The following is a 21,134-nucleotide window of genomic DNA, read 5'->3' as shown; positions in this document are numbered from 1 at the left end:
TGGGCCCAAACTCAGGTGATTCCGGCCTGAGTTTGGGCCCATTGCACACGCTTTAGAGGTGGGGACGTGTGGACGCCTGTGCTCAGCGGGCCCGAGCGGCGCGCTCGGCAGCCCGCTTCTTGTCCAGCAGCGTCTTCTCATCCACCGGCGCCTCTGAGGAGGCCCGCAGTGTGCGGTAGTACTCCAGGGCTTCCTCCTGCCGGGCCTGCTCGGCCCCGGAGGCCACCTCCATCCGGACATGATCGGGCTCATAGCCGAAGCCGTCGACCAAGTCCTGGGCGTGGGGACGCACCCGGGCCAGAAGCCGGTTGATGTAGGGGGAGAGGGTCCGGGCTCGCTGCGAGGAGATCCGACCGTTGCCGAGATACCAGTCCAGGGTCTCCTCAATCGTGGTCAGCGCGTAGATATCGCGCAGCCAGGTGAGCACCTGCTTGGTGGGCTCATGCTCCACCCTCTCCAGCGCATCGGTGAAGGATTCCCACATCAGCAGATCAGCGTGGGCCTTGGCTGCATTGACGATCTCGTACTGGTGCTCGTTGAAGACCTCAGCCTGCTTCTGCATCGGCAGCTTCGCCGTGCTGCGCAGCTCGGAGGCGACGTCGACCACCATCTGCCGGACCCGGCCGGCCAGCAGCTGGCGCTGGACCTCCGGCTGCTTGAACCAGTTGGCGCTGCGCCGCTCGTCGCCGGTGTCCCGGAACTCCTGCAGCGCCCGCCGCAGTCCGAACCGGTGCATCACCCGATCCGACGCCTGATTGGCCACATAGCTGGCCAGAGCCCCGACGTCGGCATTCTTGAACTCCGCGGCGTAGTCGGCCAGCAGCCGCTTGGCCACCAGCTGCAGCAGCACATTGTTGTCGCCCTCGAAGGTGACGTAGACATCCAGGTCCGCCCGCAGCGAGGTGAACCGGTTCTCGGCGATGAAGCCGGCCCCGCCGCATGCCTCGCGCGCCTCCTGCAGGGTGTCCAATGCGTGCCAGGTGGCCACCGGCTTGATCGCGGCTGCCAGGGTCTCCAGCTCCTGACGGTTCTCATCGGAGTCGTCCCGGCCGGAGAAGACGTCGTCGAGCTTGGCCAGCAGCTTTTCGTGGGCGAAGGCGGCGGCGAAGGTCTTGGCTAGCCGGGGGATCAGCCGGCGCTGGTGCACCTGATAGTCCATCAGCACCTGCTCCTCGGTGGGGGAGGCGGTGTGGAACTGGCGGCGCTGGTTGCCGTAGGTGATCGCTCCGATCAGGGCCAGCTTGGAGGCGGCCACGGCCGAACCGGTCAGTGAGACTCGCCCCTGGACGAGGGTTCCCAGCATGGTGAAGAACCGGCGGCCCGGAGATTCGATGGAGGATGTGTAGGTGCCGTCGGCGGCGACGTCGCCGTAGCGGTTGAGCAGGTGAGTCCGCGGCACCCGCACCTGGTTGAACCGGAAGCGCCCGTTGTCCACTCCGTTGAGGCCGCCCTTGTGCCCGTCGTCCTCAATGGTGATGCCCGGCAGAGCCCGGCCCTCGTCGTCGCGGACATCCACGTAGAAGCAGTGCACCCCGTGGTTGACCCCCCGGGTGATCAGCTGCGCGAAGACCACCGCCGCCTTGGCGTGCAGGGCCGCATTGCCCAGGAAGCGCTTGGTGGCCGCCTCGAAGGGAGTGTGCAGCACGAACTCTTCGGTCTCCGGGTCGTAGATGGCCGTGGTGCCGATGGAGGCCACATCGGAGCCGTGGCCGATCTCGGTCATCGCGTAGGCGCCGGGCACCTCCAGGGACATGATCCCGGGCAGCCACCGCGCCTGATGCTCGCGGGAGCCCAGATGCATCACCGCAGCGCCGAACAGGCCCCACTGGACGCCCGCCTTGATCTGCAGAGACGGGTCCGCGGTGACCAGCTCTTCGAATGCGGCGATATTGGCCCCGTGGGCGTCCTGGCCGCCGAACTCCTTGGGGAAGGCCCGGTGCACGGCGCCCTGCTCCACCAGCGCGTGGAGCTGCTTGAGCGTCCGCTCCCGGTGATCGGCAGTGCTCATGCCCTCCACTTTGTGGAACTGCGGGTCCTTCAGCACGCCGCGGGCGGTGCGCCGGGTCTCCGCCCAGGCGCCCAGCAGCAGACGTTCCACCTCCTGGGGACTGACGGCGCTGACGGGAATCTCCCCGGTGTCGGTGCGGGGTGTGGTCATGCGGGACCTCCTGAACGAAGAAGAGAGAAGAAGCAGGGTTCGTGATACCCGACACAAGTAGTCTAAGATACTGGTGAGTAATAAAGCCACATCGGAGGTTCACACCATGGTCGACATTCGCGACGCCGTCATCATCGGCGCTAACCGTATTCCCTTTGCCCGCGCGCACGGCGCCTACGCCGAGGCGTCCAACCAGGACATGCTGACCTCTGCGCTCAATGGGCTGGTGGCTCGCTTCGGGCTGCAGGGACAGCAGCTCGGCGCAGTCGCCGGCGGCGCGGTGCTGAAGCACTCCAAGAACTTCAACCTGGTCCGCGAGTCCCTGCTGGGCACTCCGCTGGACCCCAAGACGCCGGCCTACGATGTGCAGATGGCCTGCGCCACCGGCATGGAGGCCATCGGCTCGCTGGCCAACAAGATCAAGCTCGGCCAGATCGACTCGGCGATCGGCGGAGGCGTGGACTCCATCTCCGACGCACCGATTGTGGTCACCGATGAGCTGCGCGGGGTCCTCATGGAGGCCAACCGGGCCAAGACCCTGGGCCAGCGGATGAAGGCCTTGGCCAAGATCCGGCCCGGACATCTGGCGCCGCAGGCCCCGGGCACCAATGAGCCGCGGACCGGACTGTCCATGGGCGAGCATATGGCCGTGACCGCGCACCAGTGGGGCATCACCCGCCAGGAGCAGGACGAGCTGGCCGCTGCCTCTCACCAGAACCTGGCCAAGGCCTACGACGACGGCTTCTTCGACGATCTGGTGACCCCGTTCAAGGGAGTGAACCGGGACAACAACATGCGTGCGGACTCCACGGTGGAGAAGCTGGCCAAGCTCTCACCGGTCTTCGGCCGGAACCTGGGGGATGAGGCGACGATGACGGCGGCGAACTCCACCGCCCTGACTGACGGCGCTGCCACGGTGCTGCTGGGTTCCGAGGAGTGGGCCGATGCGCAGGACCTGCCCAAGCTGGCGAACTTCGTCGACTACGAAGAGGCCGCAGTGGACTTCGTCGACGGCGCCGAGGGGCTGCTAATGGCTCCGGCCTATGCCGCGGCTCGGATGCTCAAGCGCAACAACCTGCGCTTTGAGGACTTCGAGTACTTCGAGATCCACGAGGCCTTCGCCTCCACTGTGCTCGCCCAGATGCGTGCATGGGAGTCCGAGGAGTTCTGCCGCGAGAAGCTGGGCCTGGACCAGCCCCTGGGCAGCATCGACCGCTCCCGGCTGAACGTGACCGGATCCTCGCTGGCCGCCGGCCACCCCTTCGCCGCCACCGGCGGGCGCATTGTGGGCACCCTGGCCAAGCTGCTGCACGGCAAGCCCGGCAAGCTGGGCTTCATCTCCGTGTGCGCGGCCGGAGGGCAGGGCATCACAGCAATCATCGAAGGACGGTGAGACCAGACTCTATGGCGCAGGACACCTACACCGAATTCGCCAACACCGGCCTGGGCCGGCGCGTGACCAAGGCGCTGGGACTGCCGCAGCCTGCCAAGCTGCGCCGCTACCGACCGAACGCGCCTCTGGTGGAGGGCCCGGTGGTTGTGGTCGGAGACGGCGAGGCCTCTGACACCCTGGCCGCCCAGCTGGTCAGCTGGGGGTTGGACGTGCGACGCCATGTGGGCCCGAAGGAGAAGCTGGCCGCCGTGGTGGCAGTCTTCGACACCATCAGCACCCCGGCTGATCTCAGCGACACCGTCCTGGCCCTGGGGGGACTGCTGAAACAGCTGCTGCCCTCGGCCCGGGTGATCACTGTCTTCCGCGACCCGACCGGCACCGAGGACCCGGCGATTCGTGCCGCCCGCAAGGGCGTGGAGGGACTGACCCGGTCCACCGCCCATGAGATGCGCGCCGGCGGCACCGCCAACGGCCTTGTCCTCAGCGAGGACCTGGATGTGGCAGCCCCCTCGGTCGCCGGCGGACTGCGCTTCCTGCTCTCGGGCCGCTCGGCGTTCGTCTCCGGGCAGTTCCTCACCGTCAGCAGCGTCAACGGCGCGCTGCCCGAGGACTGGAGCGCTCCGCTGCAGAATCAGGTGGCTGTGGTCACCGGCGCCGCCCGCGGAATCGGAGCCGCGATCGCCAAGGTGCTCCACCGCGACGGCGCCCGCGTGATCCTGGTGGACGTGCCCGCCGCCGGAGAGCAGCTGGCGGCAGTGGCCAACCAGGTCGGCGGCACCGCCCTGCAGCTGGACATCACCGCTGAGGATGCCGGGGAGCGGATCCTTGAGCATGCCCAGCAGCACTACGGTCGGCTGGACATTGTGGTGCACAATGCCGGCATCACCCGGGATAAGCTGCTGGCCAATATGGACGCCTCCCGCTGGGACTCGGTCATCGCGGTCAATATTGAGTCCCAGCTGCGCATGAACCGGGCCTTCCTGTCCTCGGAGCTGTTCAACCGCACCGAGGACAGCGTCGGACCGCGGATCGTCTCCCTGGCGTCGACCTCCGGAATCGCCGGCAACCGGGGTCAAACCAACTACGCGGCCTCCAAGGCCGGGGTGATCGGGATGGTCTCGGCGGCCTCTGCCCAGCTGGAGGCCCGGCACGGGACCATCAACGCGGTGGCCCCCGGCTTCATCGAGACGGAGATGACCGCCAAAATGCCGATGGCCACCCGGGAGGTGGCTCGCCGCCTGAACTCACTGAACCAGGGCGGCCGTCCGGAGGACGTGGCAGAGACCGTGGCCTACCTGACCTCGCCGGCGGCGGCCGGAACCTCGGGGCTGACTCTGCGGGTCTGCGGCCAGAACCTGATTGGAGCCTGAGCATGGCGCGGAAGATCGAGCTGCCCGCCCTGTCCAGCATCTACCGGCGCGCTGCTGTGGATGCGGTGACCTCCCGGCTGAGCTCCACCGGTTCGCTGAGGACCCTGGAGGTCGAGCCTGTGCTGGCCCAGCACCCGGGCATCACCGAAGCCCAGGCAGAGAAGTACCGCCGCCTCTTCAACGGAGAACCCTTCGACGGCGTGCACCGCACCTCACTGCCCTCAGTCCTGGTGCATATCGCGGGTTTTCCCGTCCAGATGGCGCTGATGAGCGCGGAGGAGTTCCCCCTGCCGCTGCTGGGCATGGTCCACCTGTCCAATACGGTGGAGCACCGCCGGCCGATCACCGCCGGTCAGCCGCTGCAGATCCTCGTCGGGGCGGAGAACTTCCGGCCCCACAGGCGTGGCACCCAGGTGGACATCACCGTAGAGGTCTATGCGGCGGATGAGGATCCGCAGAGCCCCGATGCCGCCCCACTCTGGCGGGGAGTCTCCACCTACCTGGGTCGGGGTTCCTATATCGCTGGATCACCGAAGGAGGCCGGCTCCCGCACCGGCCGCGGAGAATTCACCCCGCCGCGGCCGACAGGCCGGTGGACATTGGGCGCCGATGCAGGCCGGGAGTACGCGGCGGTCTCCGGAGACTTCAACCCGATCCATCTCTCATCGCTGACCGCCAAGGCGCTGGGACAGCGCACCACGATTGTGCACGGAATGTACTCGGCTGCCCGAATGCTGGAGGGCCGCGAGCCGGAGCAGGCTGGTCACCGCTGGAGCATCGAGTTCGAAGCTCCGATCACGCTGCCGGCGTCAGTCGCTTTCGCGGCCGAGCGGCAGGACGACTCCGCCTGGCGCTTCACCGGATGGAACCCGCGGAAGAACCGCCGGCACTTCACCGGCACACTGACCCTGCCCTGAGGCAGCCGCTGCTCGGGGCTGGACGCGGCCCCGAGCAGCAGGTGGTCACCAGCGGTGGTGCACCTCGGGGCGGATGGAGGCATCGTAGAGCTCTCTGACCGCGGAGATGAACTGCTCGGGGAGCTCCACCTCGGCTGCGGCGGCGTTGCTGCGCGCCTGCTGCGGGTTCCGGGCCCCAGGGATCACGGTGGAGACTCCGGGCTGCTGCAGCACCCAGGCCAGCGCCGCCTGGGCGGGCTCCACACCAGCCTGGGCCGCTAGGCGGGAGAACTTGGCGGCAGCCTGCACGCCGGTGGCGTAGTCGACGCCGGAGAAGGTCTCGCCGACGTCGAAGGCCTCTCCGCGGCGATTGAAGTTCCGGTGGTCATCGGCGGGGAACTCGGTATCGGCTCCGTAGCGTCCCGAGAGGAGGCCGCTGGCCAGCGGGACCCGGGCGATGATCCCCACACCGGCCTGCTGGGCGGCAGGGAGCACCTGCTCCAGCGGCTTCTGCCGGAACGCGTTGAGGATGATCTGCACAGTGGCTGTGCCGGGCCGGGCGATCGCGCGCAGGGCCTGGTCACAGGTCTCCACACTGACGCCGTAGGAGGCGATCGCTCCCTCGGCCAGCAGTTCATCCAGTGCATCGAAGACGGCGTCGTCGTCGTAGACGTCATCGGTGGGGCAGTGCAGCTGCACCAGATCGAGAGTCTCGACCCCAAGGTTTTCGCGAGACCGCTGGGTCCATGCGCGGAAGTTCTCGGCGGTGGCGTGGGCCAGCGAAGGCTCCGGGGCCCGTCGGATCATCTTGGTGGCCACGGTGCCGTTCCATCCTGGATTGCTGGCCAGCCACTGTCCGATGATCTTCTCGCTGCGGCCGTCTCCGTAGACGTCGGCTGTGTCGAAGAAGGTGACGCCGGCCTCGGCGGCGGCGTCGAGCACTTCGAGAGCCTCGGCTTCAGTGACGCTTCCCCAATCTCCGCCCAGCTGCCAGGTTCCCAGTCCGATGCGGGTCACCTGCCGTCCGGTGCGTCCCAGTACTGAGGTCTCCACGGGTGCCCTCCCTTTCAGATTGTCTGTTTCTATCCAGGTCGAACTTACCCGATGCCGGCTTCGGAGTGGGCGGCCGGTGCGCACTCCGCCGCCGGAGGACCTAGTGCCAATTGATGCGCTTCAGGCCCTCAGTGCCTTTGGCGATGATCAGCACGCAATCGATCAGCTGCCAGACGCCGAATGTCATCCAGGAGAAGAGCAGTTTGGCGATGCCCACTCCCGCATGGCCGAGGTAGAAGCGGTCAATGCCTAAGGTCCCCAGGAACAGCGAGAGCAGGATCGCCGCCGCATGCGATTTCGGAGGCCTCCAGTCAGCCGGGTATGGCGCAGGCGGCCGGTAGTGTGCCGGCGCCTGCTGGCTCAGGTGGGCAGGGCCGAGGAGCTCCTGAAGCTCGTGGGGATCCGGGAGGTAGACGGTGCCGGTGACATGCAGTCCCTCATCCCCACGGTCCCGGCCACGCAGCCGCACCGGAACTTCCACGTACTGGCCGGTCTGCTGGAGACGCTGCAGCGCCGGGCTGAAGTGCGGCGCCTCAGCCGCGGGCACATAGCCGATCTTCCGCCCCATGACCATGACGCAGATGGCGTGCTGATCGTGAGCGTTGATGGGCTCGGGCTGCAGAACACCCCATGTCTCTGCCTCTCCAAAACCCTCCGGCTTCAGCGCACGGAACGCCGAGCGGGAGTTTCTGATCTGGTACTCGATCCCGGCGATGGCAGTTTCGCTGCCCAGCGGTGAGTCCAATCGATGCGTGGTCATGGCCCCCTCCATGTCATGTGTGCGACTACTCATCAGCCTACGCGCTGCTGCTGATCCAGCAGCTGTCATGCGCCGGGGGGTGGATACAGGTGCGTGGTTGAGCGACGCGCACCTCATATCGATATCGGCGGTCTCCGCTCACATTGCAGAAAGTTCACAACGTGCCGGGGGCCTGCAGCTCGTCAGGACTGGCGAGCTTTCCGCTGCACATCGGTCAGAACCTGGATGATCCAGCCCACCAGGGCGAGCAGCAGTCCGGCTACAAGATAGGTCAGCAGACCACTGACCGGCATAGCCATTCCGCTCTCACTGACCTGACTGATGGTGAACATGACGACGCCGAACAACGCAGCGGCGACGCCCAGACATATCACCAATGTTTCCACTGCACGCATGCCTGAAGCATAGCGGACCGCCTGGAGGTGTCCAATGGTCGACCGCCAATACGGAAGCCCAAATAGTAATCTTCCAGGCTGAATCGGCGTATCCGGAGGCAGACGGTCTGAGTCGTCTGTGTATTCGGTGCGCCGAGAGAGACTCGAACTCCCGACACCTGCGGTGTAAACGCAGTGCTCTGACCAACTGAGCTATCGGCGCGAAAGGTGTGCCGCACCAGCCAGGCGGCCGCGGCACCAGAGAGACACTATAGCAAGGTGGGGGCCGCGGCGCCTCGCTGCCGGCCACTCGCCTCAGACGCGGCGGCTGCTGCGCGCTTCAGTCAGCTGTTCGCCTCAGCAGCGGCGGCCTGCTCAGCGGCATAGAGCGCAGCTCCCACAATTCCCGCATTGTTCACCAGGGTGGCCGGGACCACCTCGGCACGCAGACCGGTGACATAGGGCAGGAAGTCGTCGCTGCGCTTGGACACCCCGCCGCCGATGATGAACTGGCCCACCGGCTGGATGCGCTCCACATGGCTCAGATAGCGGCGCAGCACGTCGCCGTACTCCGGCCAGGGCTGATCGGCCCGCTCCCGAGCAGCCGCTGAGACTTTGGTCTCAGCGACCACGCCCTCGAATTCCAGATGCCCCAGCTCTGAATTGGGCACCAGGACGCCGTCGTGCACCAGCGCGGTGCCCACTCCGGTGCCCAGAGTCACTGTCATCACGGTGTCCGTTCGGCCGGCACCAGCGCCGTAGCGGACTTCGGCCAGACCGGCGGCATCGGCGTCGTTGAGCGTAGAGATCCGGCCGGGCAGATCCGCCAGCAGCTCAGAGGTGTCGCACTCGATCCACGAATCGTCGATATTCGCCGCTGAGAGCACCACATTGTCGATCACGATGGCGGGGAAGGTGACCCCGACGGCCAGCTGATCCTCAGCCGGGGCCTTGGCGCGGGAGAGCAGCTCCTCCAGGATGGTGCCGATCACCCCGGCCACCGCTTCAGGGGTGGCCGGCTTCGGGGTGGGGACGCGGAACCTGTCACCGACCAGTTTGCCTTTGCGGAGGTTGACGATGCCGCCTTTGATGCCGGTGCCGCCCACGTCGATGCCGATGGCGCGCTTGGGCAGGTTGTCCAGAATCCTGCTGCGGGGGCCGAGTGCTTCGGCGGCAGGGGCTCGGTTATCTGATTCAGGCATAGTTCTCCACAGTTGGTGAGGTGGGGAGCGGCTCGGCAGAGGGCCGCAGGTGCGACGACGCGACGCTGCGCCGGAGAGACCGGTCACCAGAATAGCGCGTGCTCATTCCTCGGTGGGCAGGGTGAGGATCTCGGCGCCGTCGTCGGTGACCACCAGCGTGTGCTCGAACTGCGCGGTGCGCCTGCGGTCGGCGGTCACCGCCGTCCAGCCGTCCTCCCAGAGCTGCCAGTGGCGGGTTCCCAGGGTGAGCATGGGCTCAATGGTGAAGACCATGCCTGGTTCCATAGGGCGGGAGTACTCCGGGGCGGCGTCATAGTGGGGGATCACCAGCCCGGTGTGGAAGGCCGGACCTACGCCGTGGCCGATGAATTCGCGCGCCACACCGTAGCCGAAGCGCTTGGCGTAGGACTCGATCGCTCGTCCGATCACATTGATGGGCCGGCCCGGCTTGACCGCGCGGATGCCGCGCATCATGGCCTCCCGGGTGCGCTCCACCAGCAGCCGGGACTCTTCATCCACCTCGCCGACCAGGAAGGTCACATTGTGGTCCCCGTGGGCGCCGTCCAGATAGGCGGTGATGTCCAGATTCACAATGTCGCCGTCCTGCAGGACCGTGGAGTCGGGGATGCCGTGGCAGACCACCTCATTGATTGAGGTGCAGATGGACTTGGGGAAGCCCTTGTAGTTCAGGCAGCTCGGATACGCGCCGCGGTCGATGAGGTACTGGTGGGCGAAGGCGTCCAGCTCGTCCGTGGTCACTCCGGGGGCGATGCGCTTGCCGGTGGCGACCATACAGTCGGCGGCCAGGCGTCCGGCCCGCCGGATCCGCTCGATCATCTCTGCATCGAAGGCATCGGGACCGGTGTACTTCTCCGGCTCGTCGCGTCCCACATAGTCCGGGGTGGGGATATGGGACGGCACAGGCCGTTCGGGGGAGAGGGTGCCCGGGGTCAGGGTGCCCACTGGTGCGGTGGATGTCGCAGAAGCCATGGCCGCCATCCTATCGGGCGTAGGGTGGGGGCATGAGCGAGTACTGGTTCAATGTGCGCACCGGAGAAGTGGAGCAGGGCGCCCAGTCCAGCTGGAAGCATCTGCTGGGCCCCTACTCGAGCTACGCCGAGGCTGCCCGTGCCATGGAGCGGGTGCAGGAGAACAATGAGGCCTGGGAGGCCGACGACGACGCCCCCGACTCCGACAGCCGAAGCTGAGGGGCCCGCCGACGGAACCTGCGCCCGGCCGCGGAACCAGCGTCTTTAGGTGTGATGGCCGGCAAGGCTTTGCCGGCCGAGAGTCGCGCGGGCTCCGCCCGCCGACGGAACTGACTCAGAACGTATGCTCCTCGGCCGGGAACGCCCCGGAGGCGACGTCGTCGCGGAAGCGCCCCACCGCCTCGGTGATGATCCCGCGCAGATCTGCGTACTGCTTCACAAAGCGCGGCAGCCGCCCCCCGTTGAGGCCCAGCATGTCCTGCCAGACCAGCACCTGCCCGGTGGCGGACGCACCGGCGCCGATGCCCACGGTGGGGACCGGCACCGCGGCGTCCAGCTCGGCCATGACCTCGGCGGGCACCATCTCCACCAGCAGACTGAATGCGCCGGCCTCCACCAGAGCCTCAGCGGTCTCCATCAGCCGCTGCTTGGCCTCTCCGCGGCCCTGCACCCGGTAGCCCCCCAGGGCGTGCTCGGACTGCGGGGTGAAACCGATATGCGCCATCACTGGGATTCCCGCAGAGACCATGGCCCTCACGTGGGGGACCAGCGTGGCATCGGCCTCCACCTTCACCGCGTGCACGCCGGCCTCCTTCATCAGCCGGACCCCGGAGGCCACGGCCTGCTCCGGTGAGGCCTCATAGCTGCCGAAGGGGAGGTCGGCCACCACCAGGGCGCGGCGAGCACCATTGACCACGGAGCTGGCGTAGATGATCATCTCCTCCACCGTGATGCTCAGCGTGGAGGCGCGGCCCTGCATCACGTTGGCCGCCGAGTCGCCGATCAGCAGCACCTCCACGCCGGCGTCGTCGAGCACCTCGGCCATCATCGCGTCATAGGCGGTCAGCATGGAGAACCGGCGGCCCTCATCCTTGAACCGCTGCAGGTGAACGGTGCGCACACGCTTGGGATTCAGCCCCGCCGGCCCGGTCTCACCTGCGGAGGGACCGCTGTAGGGGGCGCTCTGCTCGGGGGTGGAAGATTCAGCCGGAGACATACCCCCAGGGTACTCCCACCCGGGGCGCCGGGTCTGACTTGGGTAGAGTGGTCACGGCTGGACCACCCCCTATCCCAGGAGGCCGCAGGCACTATGGACCGACAGCAGGAATTCGTACTGCGCACCATCGAGGAGCGCGATGTCCGCTTCGTTCGCCTGTGGTTCTCCGATGTGGTCGGCACCCTGAAATCGGTGGCCCTGGCGCCGGCCGAGGTGGAGGGTGCCTTCTCCGAGGGCTTGGGCTTCGACGGCTCCTCCATCGAGGGGCTCTCCCGGGTGTTCGAATCGGACATGCTGCTCAAGCCGGACCCCTCCAGCTTCCAGATCCTTCCCTGGCGCGGGGAGGACGAGCCCACCTCCCGCATGTTCTGCGATATCCTCACTCCGGACCAGGAGCCGGCCGCAGGGGATCCCCGCTATGTGCTGCGCCGGCAGCTGGATGCCGCCGCAGAGATGGGCTTCACCTGCTACACCCATCCGGAGATCGAGTTCTATCTGCTGGAGTCTGAGGAGCTCGACGACGACGGCGTCCCGCGTCCTGCCGACCGGTCGGGTTACTTCGACCACAGCACCGGTTCGGTGGCCCAGGACCTGCGCCGGCATACGGTGAACACGCTGGAGGCGGTCGGCATCTCTGTGGAGTTCAGCCACAATGAGGTCGGCCCAGGGCAGAATGAGATCGATCTGCGCTATGCCGATGCGCTGACCACTGCGGACAACATCATGACGTTCCGCACCATCGTCAAAGAGGTCGCCCAGGCGCACGGGAAGTACGCGACCTTCATGCCCAAGCCCTACAGCGAACACCCCGGTTCGGGCATGCACACCCACTTCAGCATCTTCGAAGGCGACACCAACGCGTTCTTCGCGCCCAATGCCGAGTTCAACCTGTCCACCATCGCCCGGCAGTTCATCGCCGGGGTGCTCACCCACGCCCCGGAGTTCACCGCGGTCACCAACCAGTTCGTGAACTCCTATAAGCGGCTCTGGGGCGGAGGGGAAGCGCCCAGCCATATCTCCTGGGGCCACAACAACCGCTCCGCCCTGGTGCGTGTGCCGCTGTATAAGCCCACCAAGGGCGGTTCGGCCCGGATCGAGTTCCGCGGCATCGACTCTGCAGCCAACCCGTACCTGGCCTATGCGGTGGTGATCGGTGCCGGGCTGAAGGGCATCGAGGAGGGCTACGAGCTGCAGGAGCATGTCACCGAAGACGTCTGGTCGCTGAGCACCGGAGAGCGCAAGGCCCTGGGGCTGCGGCCGCTGCCCGGAACGCTGCATGATGCCATCCGCCAGATGGAGGAGTCTGAGCTGGTGGCCGGCATCCTGGGGGAGCAGGTCTTCGACAACTTCCTGCGCAATAAGCAGCAGGAGTGGGACGAATACCGCGTGCATGTCTCACCCTATGAGGTCAATAAGTACCTCGGAATGGTGTGAGCCGCCCCCGGTGGCCGAGGCGCAGCAGTCAGATGACCACGATCACCTCCCGTGACCTGATCTCCGCAGGATTTCAGCAGCTCGAACGTGCCGAGAGCTTCCTGGCCGACCACCAGCTGGCCGACCTGGATCCGGCGGCCCTGGTGCGCACGCTGCGCGAGGCGCCGAATCCGGATGAGGCGCTGCTGCTGCTGATCCGGCTGACCGAGCGGGCCCCTTCGGTCTTTGATCTGTTCAGTTCCGTCAGCGACGGGATCTACACCGAGGCGGTGCCGGCCGTGCGCCTGCTGGGCGCCTCCCAAGCGTTGGGCGAGTTCCTCATCCGGCATCCCGAGCAGACAGACCTGCTCAGCCACGCCTACCCCCCGGATCCTGAGGAGTCCTCGGCCGAGGAGCTGCGCACCAGGTTGATGGAAGCCGTCCGGGCCGATCCCCAGGCTGAGCAGCCGGTCGCCGCCTTGGACGAGGAGCTCTCTGCGCGGGCCGCGGGCCGGAACCTGCGCATCGCCTACCGGCGCGAAGTCACCCGGCTGGCGCTGCGGGACCTGTGCGCCGCCGACCCGGCCGACTATGTCCCCGCGGCTGCGCGCCAGCTGGCCGACGCCGCCTCCGCAGCGATCGATGCGGCCCTGGCGGTGACCCGAGCTGAGGCGGCAGCCCGCGCCCCGCAGACCGAGCAGGTGGAGCTGACGGTGATCGGGATGGGCAAGACCGGTGCCCGGGAGCTGAACTACATCTCCGACGTCGATGTCCTCTTCGTCCACCGGGCCCCGGATGAGCTGGGGGAGGCTGAGGCGCGCACTGCCGCCGAGACGCTGGCGAGCGGGATCAGCAGAGTCCTCGGCGCCTCCGACGGGGAGCCCGCCCTGTGGGAGATCGACGCGAATCTGCGTCCGGAGGGACGCGACGGTCCGCTCTCGCGCACTCTGGAGTCCCACCAGGAGTACTACCGCCGGTGGGCCAGCGGCTGGGAGTTCCAGGCTCTGCTGAAGGCCCGGCCCATCGCCGGAAGCCGCGGCCTGGGCCAGGCCTATATGGAGGCTATCTGGCCGCTGGTGTGGCAGTCATCCTCCGGCGAGGGGTTTGTGGAGGACGTCCAGGCCATGCGGCGCCGGGTCTACCAGAACATTCCGCCCCGGGAGGCGGAGCGGGAGCTGAAGCTGGGCCGCGGCGGCCTGCGCGATATCGAATTCACCGTCCAGCTGCTGCAGCTGGTCCACGGCCGGGTGGATGAGGACCTCCACGTCCGGGACACCCTCTCGGCGATCGCCGCGCTCGGGGTCGGCGAGTACGTCTCCAGCCGTGACCAGGAGGCGATGTCGCGGTGCTACCGGCAGCTGCGGCTGCTGGAGCACCGCATCCAGATGCGCCAGATGCGCCGGACCCACCTGATGCCGCAGAAGGAGGAGCACCTGCGCGCCCTGGCCCAGGCGGTGCGCCCCCCGGGGGAGACCAAGCGGCACAGCCCCGACGACGTCCTCGAGGTGTGGCGCCAGACAGTCCGGGAGGTCTCCACCTTCCACCAGACGATCTTCTACCGGCCCCTGCTGTCCACCACAGCGGTGCTCGGCGACGACGATGTGCGGCTCTCCGCCGACGCGGTGCAGGCCCGCCTGGGCGCCCTGGGCTACCGGGACACCTCCGGGGCGCTGCGCCATATCGAGGCGCTGACCTCCGGGGTCACCCGCAAGGCGACACTGCAGCGGCGCATCCTGCCGGCCATGCTCGGCTGGCTGGCCGACGGGGTGGACCCTGACCACGGACTGCTGGCGTTCCGGCGGATCAGCGAGTCCCTGGGCACCAGCCCCTGGTATCTGACGATGCTGCGGGACTCCTCCATGGCTGCCGAGCGACTCTGCCAGATGCTGACCAGCTCCCGGCTGATCTCCGAGATGCTCGAGCATATGCCGGAGTCCACCCAGTGGCTCGGCGACGACGCACAGCTGGCTCCGCGCAGCTTCGAGGCCCAGTGGACCGAAGTGCAGAACGCCATCGCCCGCCATGAGGGGGAGACCGGCTCCGCAGTGCGGCTGGCGCGGCTGATCCGGCAGCGGGAGCTGCTGCGGATCGCTGTGGCCGAAGCCTGCCAGCTCATCGACGTCGAGCAGGCTGGTGCCGCGCTGGCCGAGGTGGACCGGGTCGCCACCTTGGGCGCGCTGCGGGTGGCGGAGAATGAGATCCGCGACGACGGCGAGCTGCTGGTGGAGTTCCTGGTGGTGGCTATGGGGCGCCAGGGCGGCCGGGAGATCAGCTACGGCTCCGATATGGATGCCATGTTCGTCCACCGTCCGCTGCCCGGAACGGATAAGGCCGCTGCCGATGCGCAGGCCCAGAAGGTGGCGCTGCGGCTGACCCAGCTGCTGTCCAAGCCGACCAAGCCGCCGGTCCGCGGGGAGCTGCCGCTGCAGCTGGACGCCGACCTGCGCCCCGAGGGCACGCAGGGGCCGCTGTCGCGGTCTCTGGACTCCTTCGCCGAGTACTACCAGCGGTGGATGGCGGTCTGGGAGCGGCAGGCACTGCTGCGCGCGCGACCGATCGCCGGCTCAGCCGACCTGGCGCAGGACTTCACCGAACTCATCGACTCTGTCCGCTACGGTCAGCCCCCGGAGCCGGCTCAGATCCGTGAGATCCGCAGGATCAAAGCCCGTGTGGAGTCCGAGCGGCTGCCGCGCGGGGCGGATCCGGCCCGGCACGTCAAACTGGGCCGAGGGGGACTGGCCGACGTCGAGTGGCTGGTCCAGCTCTACCAGCTGCAGCACGCTCACCACCTGCCGGTGCTGCGCGGCACCGGCACGCTGCAGGTGCTCAACGCCCTGGTGGACCAGCAGCTGATGGGACCGGAGGATGCCTACGTACTGGCGCAGGCCTGGCAGCTGTGCACCAGGGTGCGCAGCGGGATCATGATCTGGAACAGGCGCAGCTCCGATGTGCTGCCCTCCTCCCGGCGGGACCTGGAGGCCGTGTCCCGGTGGTGCGGGTTCGAAGCCGGCAGCGCATCCACATTCGAGGAGCACTACCTGCGCACCACCCGGCGGGCCCGTCAGGTGTTCGAGCGCCTGTTCTTCGACGCCTGAGTTGCTCAGCCGGCGGAGCCGTCGGCGGCCAGCAGATCCAATGTCCGGTGCTGGACCTCCTCGTCGGGGGCCAGGTTCACCAGCATCAGCTCATCGGCCTGCACGTCATCGGCGAAGCGCTGCAGCCAGGCGATGACCTCTTCCCGGCTGCCCGCGGCCGTTCGGCTGAGCATCCCCAGCACCTGCTGGCCGGCAGGATGGTCCCGCAGCATGTCCACATCGGCTTCGCTGAGATCGCGGCCGCGGCCCAGCATGGTGCGGATCCAGCCGTCCTCAGCAGCGCGGCGCTGAGCGCGGGCGGTCTCGGCGTCGTCGTGGACAATCACATTGGCGGCGGCAATGAAGTGCGGCTTCGCCTCGGGTCCCAGCAGCGAGCCGGAGGCGCTGAAGTTCTCCCGGTAGGTGGAGGCGGCGTGCTCCAGCATCTGGGGGGCGAAATGGGAGGCGAAGGCGTAGGGCAGGCCTAGCCTCGCGGCCAGCTGCGCGCCGAAGAGCGAGGAGCCCAGGATGTAGAGCGGCACATCGGTGCCGTGTCCGGGGTAGGCGTGGACCCCGGGAGTCCTCGAACGGCCGGTGAGGTAGCCGGAGAGCTCCATCACATCGGCCTGGAACCGGTCCGCCTCGGTGCCGTCGCGGCGCAGGGCACGCAGGGTCTGCCCATCGGTGCCCGGTGCCCGCCCCAGGCCCAGATCGATCCGGCCGGGATACAGGGTCTCCAGAGTCCCGAACTGTTCGGCGATCACCAGCGGCGCATGATTGGGCAGCATGATCCCGCCTGCGCCCACCCGGATCCGCTCTGTATGGGAGGCGATGTGCTGGATCAGCAGGGAGGTCGCCGAAGAGGCGACGTGCGGCATGTTGTGGTGCTCGGCGAACCAGATGCGCGCATAGCCCAGCTGGTCGGCCCGCTGCGCCAGACGCAGCGAGCGGGCGATGCCCTCGCCGATGGTCTCGCCGGAGCGGACCCGGGCCAGATCCAGCCAGGAAAGCGGTTGTGAGACAGAGGAAGTCATATCTCTACCAACTGCCGGGGACCACCGGCTCATTCCGACCGAGCCATCTGCAGAGAACTAGGATGGCGGTATGGACACGATCACCGGAGCCGGCGGGCACACTGCCCACGGAGAGTACAAGGTGCCGGCCGGCAAACTCGTCGTCGTCGACCTCGAACTCACCGCTGAAGCCTCGCAGCAGGACAGCAAGATCGCAGCCGCCTCAGTCAACGGTGATTTCTTCCTCGAACCCGATGACGCCCTGTTCAGCATCAACCAGGCGCTGACCGGTCTGCCGACGTCGTCGACCCGCCAGGAGATCGCAGCCGCAGTGCGCTCAGCGCTGCCAGACGGTGCGCAGATGATCGGCTTCGACGAACAGGCTGTGGCCACCGCTGTGCGCCGAGCACTGGGAAACGCCACCACCTGGGCGGACCACCAGTGGGAGGTGCTGCCGGCTGTGAAGCGGCCCATAGCCCTCAACGCCGCCTTGGACCAGGTGCTTACTGAGGAGGTCGGGGCCGGGCGCAGGCCCCCGCTGCTGCGGCTGTGGGACTGGACCGAGCGCGCCGTGGTCATCGGTTCCTTCCAGTCCCTGGCCAATGAGGTCGACGCCCAGGCCGCCGCCGATCTGGACACTGTGGTCGTCCGGCGCATCTCCGGCGGGGGAGCGATGTTCATGGAGGCGGGCAACTGCATCACCTATTCGCTGTGCTTCCCGCAGTCGCTGGTGGACGGCCTCAGCTTCGCCGACTCCTACCCGTTCCTGGACTCGTGGGTGATGGAGGCCCTGGAGAGCATCGGAGTGCGGGCGGCCTATAAGCCGCTGAACGACATCGTCTCCGCGGCAGCCTCCACCGGAGGGGGCCGCAAGATCGGGGGAGCGGCGCAGAAGAGACTGGCCAACGGCGGCATGCTGCACCACGTGACCATGAGCTATGACATCAACGCCGAACGCATGATGCAGGTCCTGCGCATCGGCCGGGAGAAGATCTCCGACAAAGGCATCGCCTCAGCGATGAAGCGGGTGGACCCGCTGCGCAGCCAGACCGGCATGCCCCGCGAGGAGATCATGCGGGTCTTCGCCGAAACGTTCGCAGAGCGCACCGGAGCCGCAGAGGCCCAGGTGCGGCCCCACGAGCTGGCACGGGCTCAGGAACTCGTGGAGCAGAAGTTCGGAACACAGGAGTGGACCGCACGCGTCCCGTGACGGCGCGGCGGACTGGGAAGGAGCCAGACAGTGAGTGTGCAGGCAGTGCTGAGCAGCGAGCTGCTGGAGACGATCCGGCAGCGTGCCGACGGGTACGACGAGCGCAATGAGTTCTGCTACCAGGACCTGGAGGACCTGAAGACCGCCGGGTACCTGGCCGCACTGGTGCCCGCCGAGCAGGGCGGACTGGGATGGAGCTTCGACCAGGTGGTGGAGGCGCAGCGGCTGCTGGCCTCCTATGCGTCGGCCACCGCGCTGGCGGTGAATATGCACCACGTCTGGGTGACAGCGGCCCGACTGATGGTCCGCAGCGGCCATGACGAGTTCCAGCAGGTCATCACCGAGACCGCGGAGGGTCACATCTTCGCCTTCGGCATCTCGGAGGCGGGCAATGATGCGGTGCTGTTCGACTCCACCACCGACGCCGAGGTGCACCCAGACGGGTCGGTCAGCTTCACCGGCACCAAGGTGTTCACCACCCTGGCGCCGGTCTGGACCCGTCTGGGGCTGTTCGGCAAGGACACCGCCGCCACCGGTGCAGAGGGGGAGAAGCCGCTGATCTTCGGCTTCCTGGAGCGGGAAGCCCCAGGTTGGAGCACCATCGAGAACTGGGACATGCTCGGCATGCGGGCCACCCAGTCCCACGCCACCGCGTTGGAGGGTGCGCGCGTGCCTGCGCAGCGCATTGTGAGGCGGCTGCCGGTGGGGCCGAACCCTGACCCGCTGGTCTTCGCCATCTTCGCCTCCTTCCTCACGCTGCTGGCGGCGGTCTACACCGGACTCGGCGACCGCGCGCTGGCCCTGGGAGCCGAGCACGCAGCCTCCCGACGCTCGCTGAACACCGGAGCCTCGCTGGATCAGGACCCCGATATCCGCTACAAGCTGGCCGAGGCCCAGCTGCAGCAGCTGGCACTGGACGCCCAGCTGCGGTGTGTCGCCGCCGAAGTCGAATCCGGGGTGGAACACGGTGCCGCGTGGTTCCCCCGCCTGGTGACTCTGCGCACCTGCGCCACCCGCACTGCCAGGGCGGTGCTGGACGCTGCGCTGGGGGTCAGCGGCGGCGCTCAGTACCACCGGACCACCGAGCTGAGCAGGCTCTACCGGGATGCGCTGGCTGGAATCCACCACCCCAGCGACGACGAATCCGCCCACCGCACCCTGGCCAATCACCTGCTGGGCCCGTTGGCCTGAGATGCGGGCAGTCGTCATCGACGCGATCGGCGTCGAACCTCAGGTCCGTGAGGTGCCGGCTCCCCAGCCGCCTGCGGGCGGAGTGGTGGTCGATGTGTCCGCCACCGGACTGTGCCGCAGCGACTGGCATGCCTGGGCCGGCCACGACCAGATCCAGCTGCCCCATATACCGGGCCACGAGCTGGCCGGAACCATCTCAGCCGTGGGGGAGGGCGTGCGCAGCTGGCGCGTGGGGCAGCGGGTCACCGTGCCCTTCGTCTGCGGCTGCGGCGCCTGCACCTGGTGCAGCCGGGGCGATCCGCAGGTGTGTCCGCACCAGCAGCAGCCCGGGTTCACCCACTTCGGCTCCTTCGCTGAGCAGGTGGCGCTGCACGCTGCTGAGGCGAATCTGGTGGCCGTGCCTGATGACGTCAGCGATATCGCGGCTGCCAGCCTGGGCTGCCGCTTCGCCACCGCCTACCGCGGTCTGACCAGCCGGGCCCGGCTGTCTGCCGGGGAGACGCTCGCCGTCATAGGTGCTGGAGGGGTGGGTCTGAGCGCGGTGATGATCGGCCATGCCCTGGGCGCGCGGGTGATCGCAGCAGACCGGAACCCGGCCGCACTGCGGCTGGCGGCCAGGCTCGGGGCTGAGGAGACGGTGCTGGTCACTGAGGAACCGGCCGCCGGCGCAATCGCTGAGCTGACCGGAGGCGGAGCCGATGTGGCGGTGGATGCTGTCGGCAGTGAGCAGACCTGCACGGATGCGATGATGAGCCTGCGCCGCAGAGGTCGGCATGTGCAGATCGGCCTGCTGCCGCCGGTGGAGGGCCACCCACGGGTCCCGATGGACCGGGTGATCGCCTGGGAGCTGGATCTCTTCGGCAGCCACGGAATGGCCGCCGGCGAGTACCCGGAGATGCTCAAGCTGATCGCGCAGGGACGGCTGGACCCCCAGCAGCTGGTGGGCCGGACGGTGGGCCTGGCGGAGGCCGCGAGGCTGCTGCCGCGCATGGACCAGCCCGCAGACGCCCAGGCGGGTGTGACGATGATCCGCCCGACGCAGCTGTGACGCTGCCTGAGCTCACGGCCCTCAGCTGGGCACTGGTGTGCGCCGGCGCGCTGATCGTGGGCCTGTCCAAAACCGCAGTGCCTGGGGCCGGCACCTTGGCGGTGGCGGCCTTCGCCGCGGCACTGGATGCTCGCCAGTCCACTGCCGCGCTGCTGGTGCTGCTGCTGGTGGGTGACCTCTTCGCGGTCTGGATGTACCGGCGCGACGTCGACTGGGCTGCGCTGCGCCGGCTCGTGCTTCCGGTACTTCTCGGACTGATGGTGGGAGCCGGGTTCCTGGCAGTGTCCTCCGATGCTGTGGTGCGCCGGGTGATCGGCGTGATTCTGCTGGGCATGCTGGCGCTCACGCTGTGGCGCCGCCGCAAGGACCGTCCGGGGCCAGGGCGGCTGGCCGGTATGGGTTACGGATGGATGGGCGGATTCACCACTATGGTCGCCAATGCTGCCGGACCGGTGATGAGCATGTACCTGTTGGCGATGCGGATGCCGGTGACCACATTCCTGGGCACCGCCGCCTACTTCTTCTTCGCGGTGAATCTGTCCAAGCTGCCCTTTCACATCAGTATCGGGCTGCTCACCTGGGAAATCCTGGCTCTCTCGGCTGTTCTGGTCCCGCTGGTGGCCGGCACCGCCTTCTTCGGCCGCTGGCTGGCACCGCGGATATCCCAGCGGCTCTTCGACCGGCTGGTGCTGGTCCTCACCGCCGTAGGCGCCGTGCATCTGCTGGTGTGAGCCCGCGTTCCACAGGACCCCGGATACGCGAACGGCCCCGCAC

Annotated in this window: 18 protein-coding genes and 1 tRNA gene; 10 read left to right on the top strand and 9 right to left on the bottom strand. The window is 67.9% G+C overall.

Annotated features, from left to right (window positions below; translation table 11 throughout):
• Window positions 1-82 precede the first annotated feature (82 nt).
• Entirely contained in the window at window positions 83-2,158 is a 2,076-nt protein-coding gene (locus Q1K09_RS03385; protein WP_300343228.1) for an acyl-CoA dehydrogenase, read from the bottom strand.
• A gap of 106 nt (window positions 2,159-2,264) precedes the next feature.
• Here Q1K09_RS03385 and Q1K09_RS03380 point away from each other — a divergent pair, with 106 nt between their 5' ends.
• Genes Q1K09_RS03380 through Q1K09_RS03370 form a run of 3 tightly spaced genes read left to right on the top strand, consistent with a single transcriptional unit; the run spans window position 2,265 to window position 5,838 of the window.
• A complete protein-coding gene (locus tag Q1K09_RS03380; protein WP_300343319.1) occupies window positions 2,265-3,551 on the top strand; it encodes an acetyl-CoA C-acetyltransferase in 1,287 nt (428 codons plus the stop codon).
• Between the two features lie 11 nt (window positions 3,552-3,562).
• Window positions 3,563-4,921: a 3-oxoacyl-ACP reductase gene (locus Q1K09_RS03375; RefSeq protein WP_300343226.1), complete on the top strand. Its 1,359-nt coding sequence runs from the start codon at window positions 3,563-3,565 to the stop codon at window positions 4,919-4,921.
• A gap of 2 nt (window positions 4,922-4,923) precedes the next feature.
• A complete protein-coding gene (locus Q1K09_RS03370) occupies window positions 4,924-5,838 on the top strand; it encodes a MaoC/PaaZ C-terminal domain-containing protein (RefSeq protein ID WP_300343224.1) in 915 nt (304 codons plus the stop codon).
• 45 nt (window positions 5,839-5,883) lie between these two features.
• Here Q1K09_RS03370 and Q1K09_RS03365 read toward each other — a convergent pair whose 3' ends face one another.
• The 6 genes from Q1K09_RS03365 to map all read right to left on the bottom strand — a co-directional run bounded on the left by Q1K09_RS03365 (window position 5,884) and on the right by map (window position 10,196).
• Complete coding sequence (locus tag Q1K09_RS03365; protein WP_300343222.1) at window positions 5,884-6,870, bottom strand: aldo/keto reductase; 987 nt, start codon at window positions 6,868-6,870, stop codon at window positions 5,884-5,886.
• 100 nt (window positions 6,871-6,970) lie between these two features.
• Window positions 6,971-7,630 carry an NINE protein gene (locus Q1K09_RS03360; RefSeq protein WP_300343221.1) on the bottom strand — a complete coding sequence of 220 codons (660 nt, stop codon included), beginning with the start codon at window positions 7,628-7,630 and terminating at the stop codon, window positions 6,971-6,973.
• 182 nt (window positions 7,631-7,812) lie between these two features.
• Window positions 7,813-8,025, bottom strand: coding sequence for a hypothetical protein (locus Q1K09_RS03355; RefSeq protein WP_300343220.1), 213 nt, complete (start codon window positions 8,023-8,025; stop codon window positions 7,813-7,815).
• Between the two features lie 128 nt (window positions 8,026-8,153).
• Window positions 8,154-8,227, bottom strand: a tRNA-Val gene (locus tag Q1K09_RS03350).
• Between the two features lie 121 nt (window positions 8,228-8,348).
• Window positions 8,349-9,206 carry a polyphosphate--glucose phosphotransferase gene (gene ppgK, locus Q1K09_RS03345; RefSeq protein ID WP_300343218.1) on the bottom strand — a complete coding sequence of 286 codons (858 nt, stop codon included), beginning with the start codon at window positions 9,204-9,206 and terminating at the stop codon, window positions 8,349-8,351.
• A gap of 102 nt (window positions 9,207-9,308) precedes the next feature.
• Window positions 9,309-10,196 (bottom strand): type I methionyl aminopeptidase, encoded by an 888-nt coding sequence (gene map, locus Q1K09_RS03340; RefSeq protein WP_300343216.1) that lies wholly within the window; start codon window positions 10,194-10,196, stop codon window positions 9,309-9,311.
• Window positions 10,197-10,228: 32 nt separating this feature from the next.
• Between map and Q1K09_RS03335 the strand changes: the two genes are divergently transcribed.
• A complete protein-coding gene (locus Q1K09_RS03335) occupies window positions 10,229-10,414 on the top strand; it encodes an SPOR domain-containing protein (protein WP_300343215.1) in 186 nt (61 codons plus the stop codon).
• 115 nt (window positions 10,415-10,529) lie between these two features.
• On the opposite strand, the gene panB is transcribed toward Q1K09_RS03335, so the two are convergent.
• Entirely contained in the window at window positions 10,530-11,411 is an 882-nt protein-coding gene (gene panB / locus Q1K09_RS03330) for a 3-methyl-2-oxobutanoate hydroxymethyltransferase (RefSeq protein ID WP_300343214.1), read from the bottom strand.
• Window positions 11,412-11,504: 93 nt separating this feature from the next.
• Here panB and glnA point away from each other — a divergent pair, with 93 nt between their 5' ends.
• Complete coding sequence (gene glnA, locus Q1K09_RS03325; RefSeq protein WP_300343212.1) at window positions 11,505-12,845, top strand: type I glutamate--ammonia ligase; 1,341 nt, start codon at window positions 11,505-11,507, stop codon at window positions 12,843-12,845.
• A gap of 32 nt (window positions 12,846-12,877) precedes the next feature.
• Window positions 12,878-15,919, top strand: coding sequence for a bifunctional [glutamine synthetase] adenylyltransferase/[glutamine synthetase]-adenylyl-L-tyrosine phosphorylase (locus tag Q1K09_RS03320; RefSeq protein ID WP_300343211.1), 3,042 nt, complete (start codon window positions 12,878-12,880; stop codon window positions 15,917-15,919).
• A 5-nt stretch (window positions 15,920-15,924) separates the two neighbouring features.
• On the opposite strand, the gene Q1K09_RS03315 is transcribed toward Q1K09_RS03320, so the two are convergent.
• A complete protein-coding gene (locus tag Q1K09_RS03315) occupies window positions 15,925-16,932 on the bottom strand; it encodes an LLM class flavin-dependent oxidoreductase (RefSeq protein ID WP_300343209.1) in 1,008 nt (335 codons plus the stop codon).
• Between the two features lie 70 nt (window positions 16,933-17,002).
• Here Q1K09_RS03315 and Q1K09_RS03310 point away from each other — a divergent pair, with 70 nt between their 5' ends.
• Genes Q1K09_RS03310 through Q1K09_RS03295 form a run of 4 tightly spaced genes read left to right on the top strand, consistent with a single transcriptional unit; the run spans window position 17,003 to window position 21,091 of the window.
• Entirely contained in the window at window positions 17,003-18,121 is a 1,119-nt protein-coding gene (locus Q1K09_RS03310) for a biotin/lipoate A/B protein ligase family protein (RefSeq protein WP_300343207.1), read from the top strand.
• Window positions 18,122-18,151: 30 nt separating this feature from the next.
• The gene (locus tag Q1K09_RS03305; RefSeq protein ID WP_300343205.1) at window positions 18,152-19,312 is read left to right on the top strand and encodes an acyl-CoA dehydrogenase family protein; all 1,161 of its coding nucleotides are present in this window, start codon (window positions 18,152-18,154) and stop codon (window positions 19,310-19,312) included.
• 1 nt (window position 19,313) lies between these two features.
• The gene (locus Q1K09_RS03300) at window positions 19,314-20,360 is read left to right on the top strand and encodes a zinc-dependent alcohol dehydrogenase family protein (protein WP_300343204.1); all 1,047 of its coding nucleotides are present in this window, start codon (window positions 19,314-19,316) and stop codon (window positions 20,358-20,360) included.
• A 2-nt stretch (window positions 20,361-20,362) separates the two neighbouring features.
• The gene (locus Q1K09_RS03295; RefSeq protein ID WP_300343318.1) at window positions 20,363-21,091 is read left to right on the top strand and encodes a sulfite exporter TauE/SafE family protein; all 729 of its coding nucleotides are present in this window, start codon (window positions 20,363-20,365) and stop codon (window positions 21,089-21,091) included.
• Window positions 21,092-21,134 lie beyond the last annotated feature (43 nt).

It is taken from the genome of Nesterenkonia sp. (assembly GCF_029265375.1).
Classification (GTDB): Bacteria; Actinomycetota; Actinomycetes; order Actinomycetales; family Micrococcaceae; genus Nesterenkonia.
Note: the sequence above shows the minus strand (reverse complement) of the source record. Positions and strands in the feature narration are given on the sequence as shown.

Excerpts from the sequence above, each read along its gene's own strand:
- Q1K09_RS03375 (WP_300343226.1), top strand. The coding sequence starts at position 3,563 with ATGGCGCAGGACACCTACACCGAATTCGCCAACACCGGCCTGGGCCGG.
- map (WP_300343216.1), bottom strand. The coding sequence starts at position 10,196 with ATGGCTTCTGCGACATCCACCGCACCAGTGGGCACCCTGACCCCGGGC.
- Q1K09_RS03380 (WP_300343319.1), top strand. The coding sequence starts at position 2,265 with ATGGTCGACATTCGCGACGCCGTCATCATCGGCGCTAACCGTATTCCC.
- Q1K09_RS03370 (WP_300343224.1), top strand. The coding sequence starts at position 4,924 with ATGGCGCGGAAGATCGAGCTGCCCGCCCTGTCCAGCATCTACCGGCGC.
- ppgK (WP_300343218.1), bottom strand. The coding sequence starts at position 9,206 with ATGCCTGAATCAGATAACCGAGCCCCTGCCGCCGAAGCACTCGGCCCC.
- Q1K09_RS03315 (WP_300343209.1), bottom strand. The coding sequence starts at position 16,932 with ATGACTTCCTCTGTCTCACAACCGCTTTCCTGGCTGGATCTGGCCCGG.
- Q1K09_RS03320 (WP_300343211.1), top strand. The coding sequence starts at position 12,878 with ATGACCACGATCACCTCCCGTGACCTGATCTCCGCAGGATTTCAGCAG.
- Q1K09_RS03335 (WP_300343215.1), top strand. The coding sequence starts at position 10,229 with ATGAGCGAGTACTGGTTCAATGTGCGCACCGGAGAAGTGGAGCAGGGC.
- Q1K09_RS03360 (WP_300343221.1), bottom strand. The coding sequence starts at position 7,630 with ATGACCACGCATCGATTGGACTCACCGCTGGGCAGCGAAACTGCCATC.
- Q1K09_RS03355 (WP_300343220.1), bottom strand. The coding sequence starts at position 8,025 with ATGCGTGCAGTGGAAACATTGGTGATATGTCTGGGCGTCGCCGCTGCG.
- Q1K09_RS03300 (WP_300343204.1), top strand. The coding sequence starts at position 19,314 with ATGCGGGCAGTCGTCATCGACGCGATCGGCGTCGAACCTCAGGTCCGT.
- Q1K09_RS03310 (WP_300343207.1), top strand. The coding sequence starts at position 17,003 with ATGGACACGATCACCGGAGCCGGCGGGCACACTGCCCACGGAGAGTAC.
- panB (WP_300343214.1), bottom strand. The coding sequence starts at position 11,411 with ATGTCTCCGGCTGAATCTTCCACCCCCGAGCAGAGCGCCCCCTACAGC.
- glnA (WP_300343212.1), top strand. The coding sequence starts at position 11,505 with ATGGACCGACAGCAGGAATTCGTACTGCGCACCATCGAGGAGCGCGAT.
- Q1K09_RS03385 (WP_300343228.1), bottom strand. The coding sequence starts at position 2,158 with ATGACCACACCCCGCACCGACACCGGGGAGATTCCCGTCAGCGCCGTC.